At 58.9% G+C, this 13,863-nt stretch carries 15 protein-coding genes; 4 read left to right on the top strand and 11 right to left on the bottom strand.

The genetic code is table 11. From position 1 onward, the window contains the following. Window positions 1-41 precede the first annotated feature (41 nt). From ACR0KS_RS04315 to ACR0KS_RS04330, 4 genes are read right to left on the bottom strand one after another with little or no spacing between them, the layout of a single operon-like run. Entirely contained in the window at window positions 42-230 is a 189-nt protein-coding gene (locus ACR0KS_RS04315; protein WP_039530250.1) for a ubiquinol-cytochrome c reductase iron-sulfur subunit N-terminal domain-containing protein, read from the bottom strand. Window positions 231-287: 57 nt separating this feature from the next. Next, the gene (locus ACR0KS_RS04320) at window positions 288-899 is read right to left on the bottom strand and encodes a molecular chaperone TorD family protein (protein WP_170562982.1); all 612 of its coding nucleotides are present in this window, start codon (window positions 897-899) and stop codon (window positions 288-290) included. A 4-nt stretch (window positions 900-903) separates the two neighbouring features. Continuing rightward, window positions 904-1,476 (bottom strand): DUF3306 domain-containing protein, encoded by a 573-nt coding sequence (locus ACR0KS_RS04325; RefSeq protein ID WP_170562984.1) that lies wholly within the window; start codon window positions 1,474-1,476, stop codon window positions 904-906. Then, a complete protein-coding gene (locus ACR0KS_RS04330) occupies window positions 1,473-2,027 on the bottom strand; it encodes a DUF3305 domain-containing protein (RefSeq protein ID WP_170383876.1) in 555 nt (184 codons plus the stop codon). The genes ACR0KS_RS04325 and ACR0KS_RS04330 overlap by 4 nt, the downstream gene beginning before the upstream one ends. Before the next feature lie 263 nt (window positions 2,028-2,290). Between ACR0KS_RS04330 and ACR0KS_RS04335 the strand changes: the two genes are divergently transcribed. After that, window positions 2,291-4,243 (top strand): 4Fe-4S binding protein, encoded by a 1,953-nt coding sequence (locus ACR0KS_RS04335; RefSeq protein ID WP_170562986.1) that lies wholly within the window; start codon window positions 2,291-2,293, stop codon window positions 4,241-4,243. Here ACR0KS_RS04335 and ACR0KS_RS04340 read toward each other — a convergent pair. Then, window positions 4,237-4,965, bottom strand: a complete 729-nt coding sequence (locus tag ACR0KS_RS04340) for a c-type cytochrome (RefSeq protein WP_170562989.1) — start codon at window positions 4,963-4,965, stop codon at window positions 4,237-4,239. The genes ACR0KS_RS04335 and ACR0KS_RS04340 overlap by 7 nt on opposite strands. Window positions 4,966-5,054: 89 nt before the next feature. On the opposite strand from ACR0KS_RS04340, the gene ACR0KS_RS04345 reads away from it, so the two are divergent. From ACR0KS_RS04345 to ACR0KS_RS04355, 3 genes are read left to right on the top strand one after another with little or no spacing between them, the layout of a single operon-like run. Further along, on the top strand, window positions 5,055-6,116 hold the full coding sequence (locus ACR0KS_RS04345) for an Mrp/NBP35 family ATP-binding protein (protein ID WP_170416933.1): 1,062 nt from the start codon (window positions 5,055-5,057) through the stop codon (window positions 6,114-6,116). Continuing rightward, window positions 6,113-6,811 (top strand): biotin/lipoate--protein ligase family protein, encoded by a 699-nt coding sequence (locus tag ACR0KS_RS04350; RefSeq protein WP_170562992.1) that lies wholly within the window; start codon window positions 6,113-6,115, stop codon window positions 6,809-6,811. The genes ACR0KS_RS04345 and ACR0KS_RS04350 overlap by 4 nt, the downstream gene beginning before the upstream one ends. Beyond that, window positions 6,808-7,287 (top strand): DUF6505 family protein, encoded by a 480-nt coding sequence (locus tag ACR0KS_RS04355; RefSeq protein WP_170562995.1) that lies wholly within the window; start codon window positions 6,808-6,810, stop codon window positions 7,285-7,287. The genes ACR0KS_RS04350 and ACR0KS_RS04355 overlap by 4 nt, the downstream gene beginning before the upstream one ends. Before the next feature lie 3 nt (window positions 7,288-7,290). Here ACR0KS_RS04355 and ACR0KS_RS04360 read toward each other — a convergent pair whose 3' ends face one another. The 6 genes from ACR0KS_RS04360 to ACR0KS_RS04385 form a co-directional block, all read right to left on the bottom strand. Next, complete coding sequence (locus tag ACR0KS_RS04360; protein ID WP_170562998.1) at window positions 7,291-7,791, bottom strand: flavin reductase family protein; 501 nt, start codon at window positions 7,789-7,791, stop codon at window positions 7,291-7,293. Between the two features lie 88 nt (window positions 7,792-7,879). Next, a complete protein-coding gene (locus ACR0KS_RS04365) occupies window positions 7,880-9,292 on the bottom strand; it encodes a 3'-5' exonuclease (protein ID WP_170563000.1) in 1,413 nt (470 codons plus the stop codon). Window position 9,293: 1 nt separating this feature from the next. Further along, entirely contained in the window at window positions 9,294-9,812 is a 519-nt protein-coding gene (locus ACR0KS_RS04370) for a hypothetical protein (protein WP_170383893.1), read from the bottom strand. 25 nt (window positions 9,813-9,837) lie between these two features. Continuing rightward, entirely contained in the window at window positions 9,838-11,661 is a 1,824-nt protein-coding gene (locus tag ACR0KS_RS04375; protein ID WP_170563003.1) for a DUF294 nucleotidyltransferase-like domain-containing protein, read from the bottom strand. A 110-nt stretch (window positions 11,662-11,771) separates the two neighbouring features. Continuing rightward, window positions 11,772-13,556 carry a sodium:solute symporter family protein gene (locus tag ACR0KS_RS04380; protein WP_170563004.1) on the bottom strand — a complete coding sequence of 595 codons (1,785 nt, stop codon included), beginning with the start codon at window positions 13,554-13,556 and terminating at the stop codon, window positions 11,772-11,774. A 5-nt stretch (window positions 13,557-13,561) separates the two neighbouring features. Then, window positions 13,562-13,846: a DUF4212 domain-containing protein gene (locus ACR0KS_RS04385; protein WP_170383899.1), complete on the bottom strand. Its 285-nt coding sequence runs from the start codon at window positions 13,844-13,846 to the stop codon at window positions 13,562-13,564. Window positions 13,847-13,863 lie beyond the last annotated feature (17 nt).

The following is a 13,863-nucleotide window of genomic DNA, read 5'->3' on the forward strand; positions in this document are numbered from 1 at the left end:
GGGCCAATCGCAACCGTCTGTCGGGTGTGACGTCGTCCGGCCTAGAACCGGGCGCTGTCGAGGTAGGCGCGTGTGTGCGCGGTATCCTGCATCCGGGTTTCGTCCGTCGGCAGCTCGGCTGCCTCGGCCTTCCCGGTCAGGCTGGCGGCGGCGACAGCAGCGGGCGCTGCGGTTCCGGCCAGTTTGAGGAAGTCGCGGCGGGTTGCGCCTTCTTCCTTGGTCTTGCTCATGGGTGTCTCCTCTCCCATTTGCGTATGAGCGCCCTTTGGGGCGCTGGCGAGTGGCGGCTAGGCCGCCGTCATTCGGAAGGCTTCGCGTTCGATCTCCATGAAGACACGACCGGCCGTACCGATCGAGGCATAGAGGACCGAGTTCTCGGCTCCTTCCAAATCCGAATAGAAATGTGCGGCCCACGGGCCGATATGTTTGTTCCAGAACGCTTTCTGGTCGTCCAACGTGGCGGGCGTGCCGAAACGCCCGACGATCATGCCCGCCATCATCTCCATCAACGAGGCAATGTTGTCTTCCGGTTCAAATACGTTCTGTGCACGGGTAATCCCACGCGCAGCCATGTCGTTGCGAAGCTGGGCCAGAGGTTTCTCGTTCAGAAAACCTGTCAGGTAGTAACTTGCATAAGGCAGCAATTCTCCGCGCCCCAAGCCAATGAACAGCGCGTTGAACTCACGCTCGGCCGCTGCGGGTTTCGTCACCTTGGCGACACGCGACATTGCCTGAATCGCCTGACCCAGATCGGTTTCATCCCCGGTCAGGCCGGCCACTTGATCCAGCAGCATCTGATCCGGCGGCGCCGCCATCAGCAGCCCAAGGAAGTTGTAGAAATCCGCGCGCAGACGGTCTTCGGTCGAGACATCCATCTTTTGCGCTTCGCTTGCGGTCATAGGGTTACCCTTCAAATTCAAATTTCATGCGGCGCGGGGCAGGGTGAACGTCTGCCTCTTGCGGTTCTTCAAGGTCGGCCATGATTATAGGCGTAGGGGCTGGTTCCTCAGCGAGTTGAGGTTCTTCTTCGATCGCAGCAGCCTCGATCTCGACCTCGGGTTCGTCTTCTTCGGCCTCAGTCGCCAGAGCCTCGATATGAGCGAGCATTCCCTTACCAACCTGATAGGCGGTCTGGATGTTTTCGATCACGCAGGCGGCGTCGGTGTAATCCTCACCATAATCAACAAGCCCGTCGACATTGGCCAGCACTGGGTTCAGCCGCCACAACCGGCGCAGCGCGCGGCGACGCAGTCGGTCAGGCACGGCCTTGACCATGAAACCCGAGACGTCATCGCCAGCTTGCAACTGATCGGGGTCGGGCAAGTTGAACTCGGCCAGAATTTCGGCGTCCGTCTTTTCCTCAAGCTCTGCCTTCTGAGCAGCGATGGCCTGTTCTTCCACCGCCAGCACTTCGGCATCGGCTTCGGCCTGAACAGCGGCCTTGCGGCGGGACCAGAAATCGCGCGCTTCGGTCATTGCACAATCCTCCGAGGTGCGCGGTACACATCCGACGCCTGCCGGATGCGCGCGTCGCCTTTGCCGTCCTCTACAAGGTCCGTGCGCTTTTTGTCCCGGCGGCGCTTTACGAAAACCTCGTCACGGTGATGTTCCAAAGCGAAATCCCGAACCCAGGCAATCAATCCTTCAGTCATCGGGATCTTCTCGACAATCTCCTCTCCGGTATCGGCATAATCCTGCCCCTCGAACGGGGACGCGGTGACCAGAACCGCGTCCATCGGGCGCTGGCCATCCAAGGCGTCACGCAAAACCAGATAGATCGACGGTTGCCCGTCCGACAGGTTCACCATGTAGGCTTCGGTTTCGTCCGCCCAAAGGGTCAGCGGCAGGGTGGCGGCATGGTATTCAATGGCCTCGCCCTCGCGTCGCATTTCATGCCAATCGGCTGGCCCCGCACCGGGCAGAACAGCAACGGCGCGCCAGTTCCACTTGGCCCAGCGGGTTACACCAGGTGTCTTGCGCACGACGACGCCGATTGGCATTTCAATCTGGTTAGCGGCCTTCGCCACGTAATCCTCCCCGGAAGGCTCTCCCCGACCTTCCCCTACGTCCACTATGATACACAAAATAGCTCTGTGCCAAGCCCGATGCCTACGACCTTAGTCGTAGGGCGTGATCGCATATTCGCGAGCAACCCTCGGGACACCTTAGTTTTAACGCTTATCTGGGGTATTTGGCATGCGCCCAACCCGTGCAGGCACAGGGTTTACATTGCCACTTTGGGAATACAGCCTACTGTGCTGAGGAAAGGCGCGACGTCCGGGGAGGGGATATGAGCACCAAGATACTTCTTTGCGACTGCGCGGGGTCTCAATCCATTGACGCCGAAAAGCTGACGTCGGCCTGCGATGTGGCGTGTTCAAAGGTTCACACGGCGCTATGCACCCGAGAGATCGAGGCGGCGGCTGCGCTGATGCAGGAAGGCGACACCATAATCGCTTGTGGGCAGGAACAGGACGTTTTTCGGGCGCTGGCGGAAGAACTGGAACTGGATATGCCGGGGTTCGTCGATCTGCGGGATCGTGCGGGCTGGTCCGAGCAGGGGAAAGATGCAGCACCCAAGATGGCGGCCTTGGCTGCCGAGGCGTTGTTGCCGCAGCCCATAACGCCAAGTGTGGATGTTTTCAGCGAAGGCACCTGTTTTGTCATTGGACCCGGAGCAGTCGCCTTTGATGTGGCCGAGCGGTTGGCGACCACGCTGGCCGTGACGGTATTGGTGACAGACGACGCCGAACCGATGTCACGTGCCTACGACGTTGTGCGGGGGCGTATCAAATCGCTGGACGGAGCATTGGGCGGGTTCACCCTGTCGATGGACGCTTTGCAGCAACTTGAACCCGGTGGGCGTGGTGCCTTTGCGTGGAGCGAGCCGCGCGACAAAGCCAAGTCGTCCTGCGACATCGTGTTGGACCTCACGGGCGGCACGCCCTTTGTGCAGGCGCCCGCCAAACGGGAAGGGTATCTGAGAGCAGACCCCAAGGATGCCGTTGCCGTCGAGCGGTTGGCGTTCGACGCCGCGCAACTGGTGGGTACGTTTGAGAAACCTCTTTATGTTCGGGTTGAGGAAAGCCTTTGCGCCCATTCTCGGGCCGAGCAGGTGGGGTGTACGAATTGTCTGGATATCTGCCCGACCGGAGCAATCACTCCGGCAGGTGAGCATGTTGCAATAGACCCGATGATTTGCGCGGGGTGCGGGGCGTGCGCCGCGCACTGCCCGTCAACCGCAATCACGTATGAAGACCCACCTGTATCGGCCCTGCTGTCGCGGATGCATATCCTTGCGCGAACTTATCGCCGGGCCGGAGGGCAAGCGCCGCGGCTGTTGGTCCATGATGCGCATGGGGCTGAAATGATCCGTCTGTCTGCTCGTTTCGGCAGGGGGCTGCCCTCCGATGTGATCCCGATTGAGTTGAATGTGATTTCCGGTTTTGGCCATGCCGAAATGCTGGCAGCGCTGGCGCATGGGTTTGCGCGGGTCGATGTCGTGCTTGCGCCGACCACAGAACGGGACGCATTGGATCGTGAGCTTGAACTGGCACAGGCGATCGCTGGAACTGACGCGCTTGGTCTGATCGACGAGACCGACCCGGATGCGCTGTCGGATGTGCTGTATGAGCAAAAAGCGCCGGTTCCGCTGGCTGATCCGGTCCTGCCGCTTGGCAATCGCCGTCAGATCGCGCGATTGGCGGCTCAGGCGTTTAATCCTGAAGCTGAGAAACCGTTGCCGCTGCCAGAAGGCGCGCCGTATGGGGCTGTCGCGGTCAACACAGATGCCTGTACCTTGTGCCTCAGCTGCGTGTCGCTGTGCCCGTCCGGTGCATTGATCGACAACCCGGACAAGCCGCAGTTGAACTTCCAGCAGGACGCCTGTCTGCAATGCGGGATGTGTAAAACGATCTGCCCCGAGAACGCGATAACGCTTGTTCCGCAACTTGACCTCAGCGATGCGGCCCTGTCCCAGCAGGTGTTGAACGAGGAAGAACCCTTTGCCTGCGTGGAATGCGGGGCATTGTTCGGGGTCAAATCGACGGTCGAGCGTATCATGGAAAAACTGTCGGGTGCGCACCCGATGTTTGCGACCTCGGACAAGGCGCGCATGATCCAGATGTGCGACAACTGCCGCGTGAACGCGCAGTTTCAGCAGACGGACAACCCGTTCCAGTCCAATCCGAAACCAAATGTCGTCACCACCGATGATTACTTTTCAAAAAGAAAGGATCACTGAAGCTGCAGCGGCGCGCCCAGATCGGCGGCTTTTATGACGGATACGAAAGCCAATATCGCCTCTAACTCGTCCAGTGTCATCTCGACCGGATGGATGGGGGACGGGCGTTCAGGGTCAAACGGAGGGGTCAGCCCTTCGATTTGCGTGAAGGACGGATGGGGGTTGAGGGCAAAAAACGCCTCGAACCGTTCAGACCAGTCAGGCATCGCGCGCAGCACCGCGAATGACGGGGTAGAGCCCAGACCGTTCATTCTGTTCTTGGGGCCGATCACGTGGCACCGCCCGCAATGTGTCATCGACAGTTCTTCGCCCAGTGCGGCATTGCCGTCGATCACGCTTTCCTGCTGGACGGCAGTAACCTTGAAGCTGGCGGAAAACGGCGGGCCGCTTTCAGGGCTGAACCCTTCGACGGTGCGTTTACCAATGTCCGACAGCAGCCAGTCGCGGAACCTTTCGTGTTTGGCGTCGTCTTGGATGCGCAGGTGGTAGATCAAACCGTCTCGGGCAAAGACGGGATCGCCCGGCGGGGCCGTTTCAAGCACCAAAACACCCGCGTCATCTGCAATAACGCGAATACCGGTCTTGAGAGAGAAGCGTGGAAGGATATGTTGCAATAGACCAGAGTCTGTAACCTCGGCTGGGGCGGCAAGCCCCAACGCCTCCTGCGACCAAGAGGGGGTGGTAGAGAACGTCAGGCTCAGGCACAAAAGGACAATGCGCATGGGGCCAGCCTAACGGCACGGACCCGAATGCGTCAAATAGACTGAAAGAGATAAAGACACATGGTAGGGCAAGGCAAAGGGTTTACAGCATGAGCGTTCGTGACGCGGTTCTGGCGAACCTGAAGAAAATCACAGACCCTGTATCCGGACAGGACATTGTCAGCGCCGGCGTAGTTCGCGCACTGAATGTCGATGGTGATACCGTGCGGTTCGTGTTGGAAATCGACCCCAAACAAGCCGAGCGCATGGAGCCAGTGCGCGCCGCTGCGGAACAGGCGGCACAGACGGTGAGTGGAGTTTCCAAAGTCTCGGCGATGATGACAGCCCATTCCGAAAAGGCACCGCCTGACCTCAAGCCCAAACCCAAACCATCGCAGACCGGGCCACAGGCCGTGGCGGGTGTTGACCGGATCATTGCCGTTGCATCCGGCAAAGGTGGCGTAGGAAAATCCACGGTTTCCGCGAACTTAGCCTGCGCACTTGCAGCGGAAGGGCGGCGCGTTGGCCTGTTGGATGCTGATGTCTATGGACCGTCGCAACCCCGGATGCTGGGTGTCTCTGGTCGTCCTGCCAGCCCGGATGGAAAGACGATCCTGCCGCTGCGCAATCACGGCGTTACCATGATGTCGATGGGGTTGATGACAAACGAAGGTCAGGCGGTAGTCTGGCGCGGTCCGATGCTGATGGGTGCGCTGCAACAGATGATGAATCAGGTGCAGTGGGGTGCGCTCGACGTGCTGATCGTCGACTTGCCGCCCGGCACTGGCGATGTCCAGTTGACGCTGAGTCAGAAGTTCAAGGTGGATGGGGCAATCGTCGTGTCGACTCCGCAGGACGTGGCCCTGATCGACGCCCGAAAGGGGATCGACATGTTCAATCAACTCAAGACACCGATCGTCGGGATGATTGAGAATATGTCCACCCATATCTGTTCCAACTGCGGGCATGAGGAACACGTGTTCGGTCACGGCGGTGTTGCCTCCGAAGCCGAGTCGCTGGGTATTCCGTTGCTAGGCGAAATACCGTTGCATCTGGACATCCGCGTCGCCGCTGACGGAGGTGCACCCATCGTGGTCAGTAAACCCGACAGCCCGCAGGCAGATGCGTTCCGAAAGATCGCGCGCGACCTGATCGCCAAGGGCAACGCATGACGCAGCCGGTCTTTCCACCTTTGCTGACAGGGCATCCGGTACAAGGTGGAGAAGATCCGTTCCAGCGCGCCCAGGCCATGGCCGCGCTAGGATGTGATGCGGGGGCAGTGGTCTACAACATTCAGGCGGACCGCCTGCGTGTTGCCATTGTCTTTGCGCCCGAAGTTCCCTTGCAGGATGCGATGGCAATGCTTCCGCTGTGTGCGGTGGGCTTCCAGAATGCACTGGGTGCCTTGGCCCCGCCCGAGGTCGCGGTGCATTTGGATTGGGACGGGCCGATCTGCGTGAATGGTGCGAAATGCGGCGCGTTTCGCGTCGCGGCATCGACAGATGCGCCGGATGAGGAACCGGATTGGTTGATCGTGGGGTGGGATTTAGCCTTACTGCAAACCGGCGACGCGCCCGGCGAAAACCCCGACATTACAGCGCTTTATGATGAAGGGTGCGCCGAGGTTACGGCGACTCAGTTGGTCGAAAGCTGGTCGCGGCACACGCTGACATGGCTCAACCGCTGGCAAGAGGATGGCAATGCGTCGCTGCACGCCGAATGGATGGGGCTCTTGCGTGGGGTCGGGGAACCTTACGGAGAAAAGGGCGTCTTTCTGGGCACCGATGAGGGGTTCGGTATGCTGATCCGTGACGGGGCAGACACGCACCTTGTGCCGCTTACGGAGTTATTGGAGAACGGAAAATGAAACTGGCCCGAGCGATCCATTTCGATGAAAGCGACATGAATGTCTTTCACTCTCCGGCCCGGACGGGTGAGTGGTGTATTTCCGGCGGATTCGAGTTCTCAAACTGGGGCGAGGGAGATCTGGAGGGCAAAGCTCGTCAAGCCTTTTCCAATGGTTGGTTGGGGTTGGAAACCTTTGGGCGCGTGACCTTTGTTGCGGTCACGCAGATCGAACAGGCCGAGCTTGATCAGATTATGCAGAACCTTGCTGATCACTTTGTGCAATTCTATGGCGCGCCGTCCGTCGATGTTGCGCTGGAAGTCGCGCGATCCGAGATCAAACACATGACTGAACTATGCGATGAACACGCGCCGAATACACTGCTGACCGTGGCCAGAGAATTAACCGACACAGGTGTGCACGAAGCGTTTCGGATCATCACGCCACAAGAAACACAGCTTGAGGCGCTGGCCGTTCACGGCTCGCTTGACGACTGACGGCTAAAGCAGGTCGGCGAACCCGCCGAATTGACCGCGTTTGAAAATCAGTCCCTTGCCGGTGCGAAACATTACCTTTTCCACCTGACCCACAATGATCAGGTGATCTCCGGCTTCGTGACGGGTGTGAAGCTGACAGTCAAACCGCGCCAGACAATTCGCCAATTGGGGGCGCCCGAGGTGGTCAACAGCCCAATCCGCATGGGAAAAATCAGACCCGTCTCGTGCGAATTTAAGAGCCAGCCCTTGTTGTTCTTCGGCCATTACGTGGATTGCGTAATGCTCACAGGCTTCAAAAGCGTCGAACCGGTTTGAATCCTTGGCAAGACACCACAATACAAGCGGTGGATCTAATGACACCGAGGAAAACGAGTTTACAGTAATCGCGCGTGGCCCTTGGCTGGTGTTTGTCGTGACGACAGTGACACCGGTCCCAAAACATCCCAATGCCTCGCGAAAGGCGGTGCTTGTGTCTGGGGTTGGGGTAAAGGTGTTTTCCGTCATCGTGCGCTCAATCCGTAGCCGCGCATCAGGTGCCACGACCTGCACAGATTGTCCACGAAAAGCTGAATCTTTACTGTATTTTTCCTGCTCAGTTGAGGTCTTCAAGCAGGCGACCATGCTGCCGGGTTGCTTCGATGACCGCGCCAAAAGTGCTCATGCCGCGCGCTTGCAGCATTGGCAGCATTTTCACCAAGGCTTCTGCCGTTGCGACCGCGTCACCCAAGGCAGTGTGGCGCAATTCAACCGGGATGGTGATGTCGAGCCTGTCGCACAACGCGTCCAGCGTGTGTTTGTCGCTTGCGCCGAACAGGACGGCGGACAAAAGGACCGTGTCCAAAATCGGGTGGTTCCAATCCACGTTCATTCTTTTGGCGTGCCGTCGCAGGAATGCCATATCGAATGGAGCGTTATGGGCGACGATCACAGCATCGCGCGCAAACTGATGAAAAACACGCCCGGCTTCGGCAATGTCCGGCGACCCTTGGACCATCCGGTCGTTAATCTTATGCACCTTGGTTGAGGCGGGCGGGATTGGCATGCCGGGGTCGACCAGCATGTCCAGCTTTTCACCAGACACGATACGCCCTTTCAGGACTCGGACTGCGCCGATTTGAACAATCTCATCTTTATGCGGCAGTAGTCCCGTTGTTTCAGTGTCAAACACGACAAAGCAAAGATCCTGTAAGGCAAGGGTTTCAAACGCTGCGTCGGTCGTAGAGTTTAGCAGGTCAAAGTCATAGACCAGAGGACGTGCAGCCTCGGGCGCGATATTCGCCGCACTGTCTTCCAGCATAAGGATGTATCCCGGTGCATCCCCCAATGGCTTCATGCGGGCCTTGAATGTCTGTGCGCCATCTATGCTGGTGAGGTCGCAGGTAACTTCCAGCCCGGTCTTTATCAGCGCGGCATGCGCGTCTTCCAACGGGCCAGGTTTCAGGTATTCAAACAGCGATGCGTTCAGGCGAGGATGCGCAATCTGCGCCAGCACCTGTGCGGCCTGACCGTCATAGAGCACGATTTTATGAGTTGGGCTGGCGAGGATCATGGCGACAGGTATTTCCGTCAGCAAAGCAGTCAGTCGTTGCTTTTCCGCGGCCAGATGCGCGGTTTCCGCAGCAACGGCTTCGGCCACGCTCATGGTTTTGTCTGAAAGCTGTTCGGCCAGCCCTGCGGCTGCGGGGGCCAAGTCACCCAGATAACGAGCAGCCCTAACATCCATGTCGGTGCTGACGCCTGCATGCGCACGGGCGCGCAGTTCTGCCGAGAGTCGCTCTATGGGCTTTGCCACATTGTCATCGAACAGAAGCCAAACCGCGACGATCAGGGCAACAAATCCAAACCCCATGAGGATTTCAGCGAAAATAAAGGCGTTAATCAGTTCCGGGTCGGCGATACGGCGGTAACTGATCCAAAGCGCGACGGAACTGACCGCCAGACCACCAATGGCCAGCAGGCAGAAAAACAGAAAAACGCGAAGACGCAGACTTAGCCGAGTCAGCATTTCAAACCTCGCAGGTTGCCTCGATAATCGGATCATCGGTTTCGCCCTCGATCCAATCAGCATTCAGCAGCTCGCCGCTGTCCCCAAATTCAGCGCCGTCCGCCAGATTCGCACGCAAATTTTCAGCGCAGTCGACTGCGACGGGTAATTTTGAAACCGGTGCCCAGCGACCGAAGAAATACATATCGACGAGGCGCTGTTCAGGCACCTGATCATTCGTGCGGACCGAGGCGGTGTCGATGGCCGCAAACCGATCTACGAAAGGCACGGCATAGGTCCAGGGGCGGTAAAATGCGCGGCTTTCCACCTCGTGAATGACGGTCAAACCTTCTGGCAAAGTCGCGCGGGTGCGGTCGTACCAGGTATATTCGCTGGATATCGTCATGCCGATCATGCCCAACCCGGCGGCAACAGGCGCAACCCAGCGGGGCAGGCGGCCACCCGAGAGCTTGTTGACGACCATCACCACCCCCGCAAAGGCGACGCCTGCAAAAATGGTGCCAAGCAATTCTAAGAACATGGTGCTCCTCCGAATTCCAGCCGGGTTAACCCAGCATTCCCTTTCCGTGACCTACCGCAGACTGCATCGTCTTTACCACGACGAAAGCATCCCGAAGATGACTTCGCTCAAAGTCGGACAGGTCAGAGGGCGGTAGGAAGTTGTCCGGTTTCTTGCCAGATTTCACCAGCCTGACCTGATGTTCCAGCCGTGTTTCAGCAATCAGGTCGTATGCGTCTAGCAAGTCGCGCGCTCCTGACGGGCTGAGGACGCCAGCGGAACCAGCAGCTTTCAGACGCGCGCGGGTGTTGGCTTCGGTCAGTTGACCTTGCAAGCTGTAAATACGTGCAAGATCGACCACTGGAACAACTCCGTTATGCTTCAAATCCAACGTGTTACGGTGTTCACCTGATCTGATCGTGGCAAAGCCACGCAGCAATCCGAGCGGCGGCGTATGTTTCAGCGAGTTCGAGATCATATGCGCGACAAAGATCGAGTTTGCTTGCGCCGAGGCCAAGGTGTCAGCTTGCAGGTCATCGAACAGGTTGAATGCACCTCCGATCGGTCGCAGGTCAAACATGACCGAGGCCAGCATCTGCGCCTCGGGATTGGGCTTGGCGATCCAGCCTTTGAAATAGTCCCGCCAGACGTGCACGGGCTGACACCAGCGCGGGTTGGTCGCCATCATATCGCCGGGGCAGTAGAAATACCCGCATGTGTCCAACCCGTCCGAGACAAATTTGGCCAGCGCATGAAAATAGGCCATGTCGCCGTCCGATACACTGTCATCCAGTATCAGGCAGTTGTCTTGGTCCGAGACCCCCGTTTGCTCTTGCCGTCCCTGCGATCCACAGGCGAGCCAGAGGTAGGGCACGGGCGGCGGGCCAAGTTCCGTCTCGGCCAGTGTCAGCAACCGCCGTGTTGCAGTGTCCGCGATGTCGGTAATCAGACGTGTGACGATCTCGTGCCTGTTTCCGGCGGCGACAAGCTGCACCAAGAGCTGCGGTATCTCGTCGGTCACAACGGCCATCTGTTGTGCACTTTGCGCAGTGGCGATCCGACGTACAAGCTCTGCTGAATTTACGGCTTGATAGTGCGTCAAATCCGTTTGCGTCACGATCCCAACGATGCGGCCACCTTCGGTAATCGGGATGTGGCCGATCCCGCGCTCCATCATCACGTGCAGAACGTCCGAGCCAATGTCGGACGGAGACAACGTAATCGGGTCGGCCGTCATGATGGTCGAAACGGGGGTATCCTTGGACATCCCTTCGGCGACGTATTTGCTGGAAATATCCCGCAGCGTGATGATGCCAAGCAGGTCTTCACCGTTCGTCACGCACAGGGATGAGATGCTCATGTCCCGCATCATCTTTGCGGCCTCTCGGACCGGCGTTTCAGGCGGGCACGTGGCGGGACTGTGGGCCATCAGTACGTCGATTGCGCTGGTGGCGAGGCTCTGCGGTCCCGTGCGCTGACCTCTGGACCGGTTGAAAAACTTCGATACGACGTCATGCCCTTCGATCAATTCCTTGACCAATTCAGGCGGTAACACCAGCAGGACCGACGGTGCATGCGTTCGGGCCTTTGTCGAGGCTTTCCCGTCTTTCAGCAGGCCGCGCTCTCCGAACGAGTTGCGCAACCCCAGATGAGATACGACAGCATCATTCTCATCCTTGATCTCGACCTGTCCTTCATAAATCACAAAGACGCCGGGCAGGGAGTGGCCCAGCTCGTACACGGGGAAATCTTCTTCGACTTCCCAGACCTCGATCTGTTTTGCCACCGAGTCCAGGACATCGGCAGGCAGGGCGTCATAAGGGTGTACGGATTTCAGAAACCGGGTGATCTCGTCATGGGACAGGGGCATGGAATACTCCTCGGTTTCGGGGTCAAAAATCCCGCCCGGTGGTGTGCCGGGCGGGAGTAGTCAGTCGAAAGATGCGGCCTTTGGCAAGTGTGCTTTGGGCCGCATCATGCTCATTTATTCTGAGCTGCACCCGCGCCACGGGGAATGCGGACGCTTTCGACCAGATCCTTGATCTCCTGCGGGGTTTCCTTGGTCGCACCGGCCACCACATAGGCGACGGCAAAGTTGACCATGGCACCGATTGCGCCGAACGAGGTCGACTTGATCGGACCCAACAGCGGGTCAGCATCGGTGAACGAGTTGGTGCCCGGAATGAACAGCCAGCCCTTATGCAGGAAGATGTAGACCAAGGTCACAACCAGACCGGCCAGCATACCCGCGACCGCGCCGGTGTTGTTGATGCGGGTCGAGAAGATCCCCATCATCAGCGCCGGGAAGATCGAGGCCGCCGCCAGACCGAAGGCCAAGGCCACCGTCTGCGCCGCAAATCCCGGAGGATTCAGACCCAGATAGGTTGCCACGACGATGGCTACGGCCATCGCGATACGGGCCGACATCAACTCACCCTTTTCCGAGATCTGCGGGTTGATCGCCCCTTTGATCAGGTCGTGGGACACAGCCGACGAGATCGCCAGCAGCAGACCCGCAGCGGTCGACAGAGCAGCCGCAAGACCACCGGCCGCGACCAGACCGATCACCCAACCCGGCAGGTTGGCAATCTCGGGGTTGGCCAGAACCAGGATGTCACGGTTGAACTTGGTCAGCTCGTTGCCAACCCAGCCTTTTTCCTCGGCAAGTGCCTGCATGTCGGCATTTGCGTCGTTATAGTACTGGATCTTGCCGTCGCCATTCTTGTCTTCCCAGTCCAGCAGACCGGTTTTCTGCCATGTCTGCATCCAGTCATAGCGGGCGTCGTTGTCGATCTGTTCAACCGTCACAGCGCCACCGTCGATGCCTCCATTGGGCCACATCATGTCGGTGATGTTCAGGCGAGCCATTGCGCCAACCGCAGGGGCGGTCAGGTACAGCAGCGCGATGAAGACCAGCGTCCAGCCTGCCGACCAGCGGGCGTCCGACACTTTGGGCACGGTGAAAAAGCGCATGATGACGTGCGGCAGACCCGCCGTACCGATCATCAGCGACAGGGTGAACAGCACCATGTTCAGCGTGTTCGAGTGGTGGGCCGTGTATTCGTTAAAGCCCAGCTCGGTCACGATCGCGTCCAGCTTGGTCAGCAGAGGCTCACCGCTGGCGGTGTCACCGAACAGACCCAGCGCCGGAACAGGTGTGCCGGTCAACTGCAACGAGATGAAGATCGCCGGGATGGTATAGGCGGTGATCAGCACGCAGTACTGAGCGACCTGCGTGTAGGTCACGCCCTTCATCCCACCGAACACCGCGTAGGCAAACACCACACAGGCACCGATCAGCAGACCGGACGTGTTCGACACTTCGAGGAAGCGGCCAAAGGCCACGCCCACGCCGGTCATCTGACCGATCACGTAGGTCACCGAGGCAACGATCAGACAGATCACCGCAACCACACGTGCGGTCTGGCTGTAGAACCGGTCGCCGATGAATTCCGAGACGGTGTACTTGCCGAATTTACGCAGGTAGGGCGCAAGCAGCAGCGCCAGCAGCACGTAGCCGCCGGTCCAACCCATCAGGAAGGTCGAGTTGTCATAGCCGGTAAAGGCGATCAGGCCCGCCATCGAGATGAACGAGGCCGCAGACATCCAGTCCGCCGCTGTCGCCATACCGTTGGTGACCGGGTGAACGCCGCGACCGGCGGCGTAGAATTCCGAAGTGGAACCCGCGCGGGCCCAGATCGCGATGCCGATGTACAGCGCGAAGGACGCGCCGACAAACAGCAGGTTGATGGTAAACTGGTCCATGGGGTTTACTCCTCATCCACGCCGAATTCGGCGTCCAGCTTGTTCATGCGCCAGGCGTAGTTGAAGATCAGCACCAGAAAGACCAGGATCGAACCCTGCTGGGCGAACCAAAAGCCCAGATCGGTGCCGCCTACGGAAATACCCGACAGCAGCGGACGCAGCAAAATGCCGAATCCAAAAGACACCAGCGCCCAGATCACGAGGCTGATGTAGATGAGACGCAGATTGGCCTGCCAATAGCCCTTGTCGGCCTCGGCAGTCTGCGCGGAGTTTGTTGATTGATCCGCCATCGCGGGGTCCTCCTTCG

It is taken from the genome of Ruegeria sp. BC7, assembly GCF_056539165.1.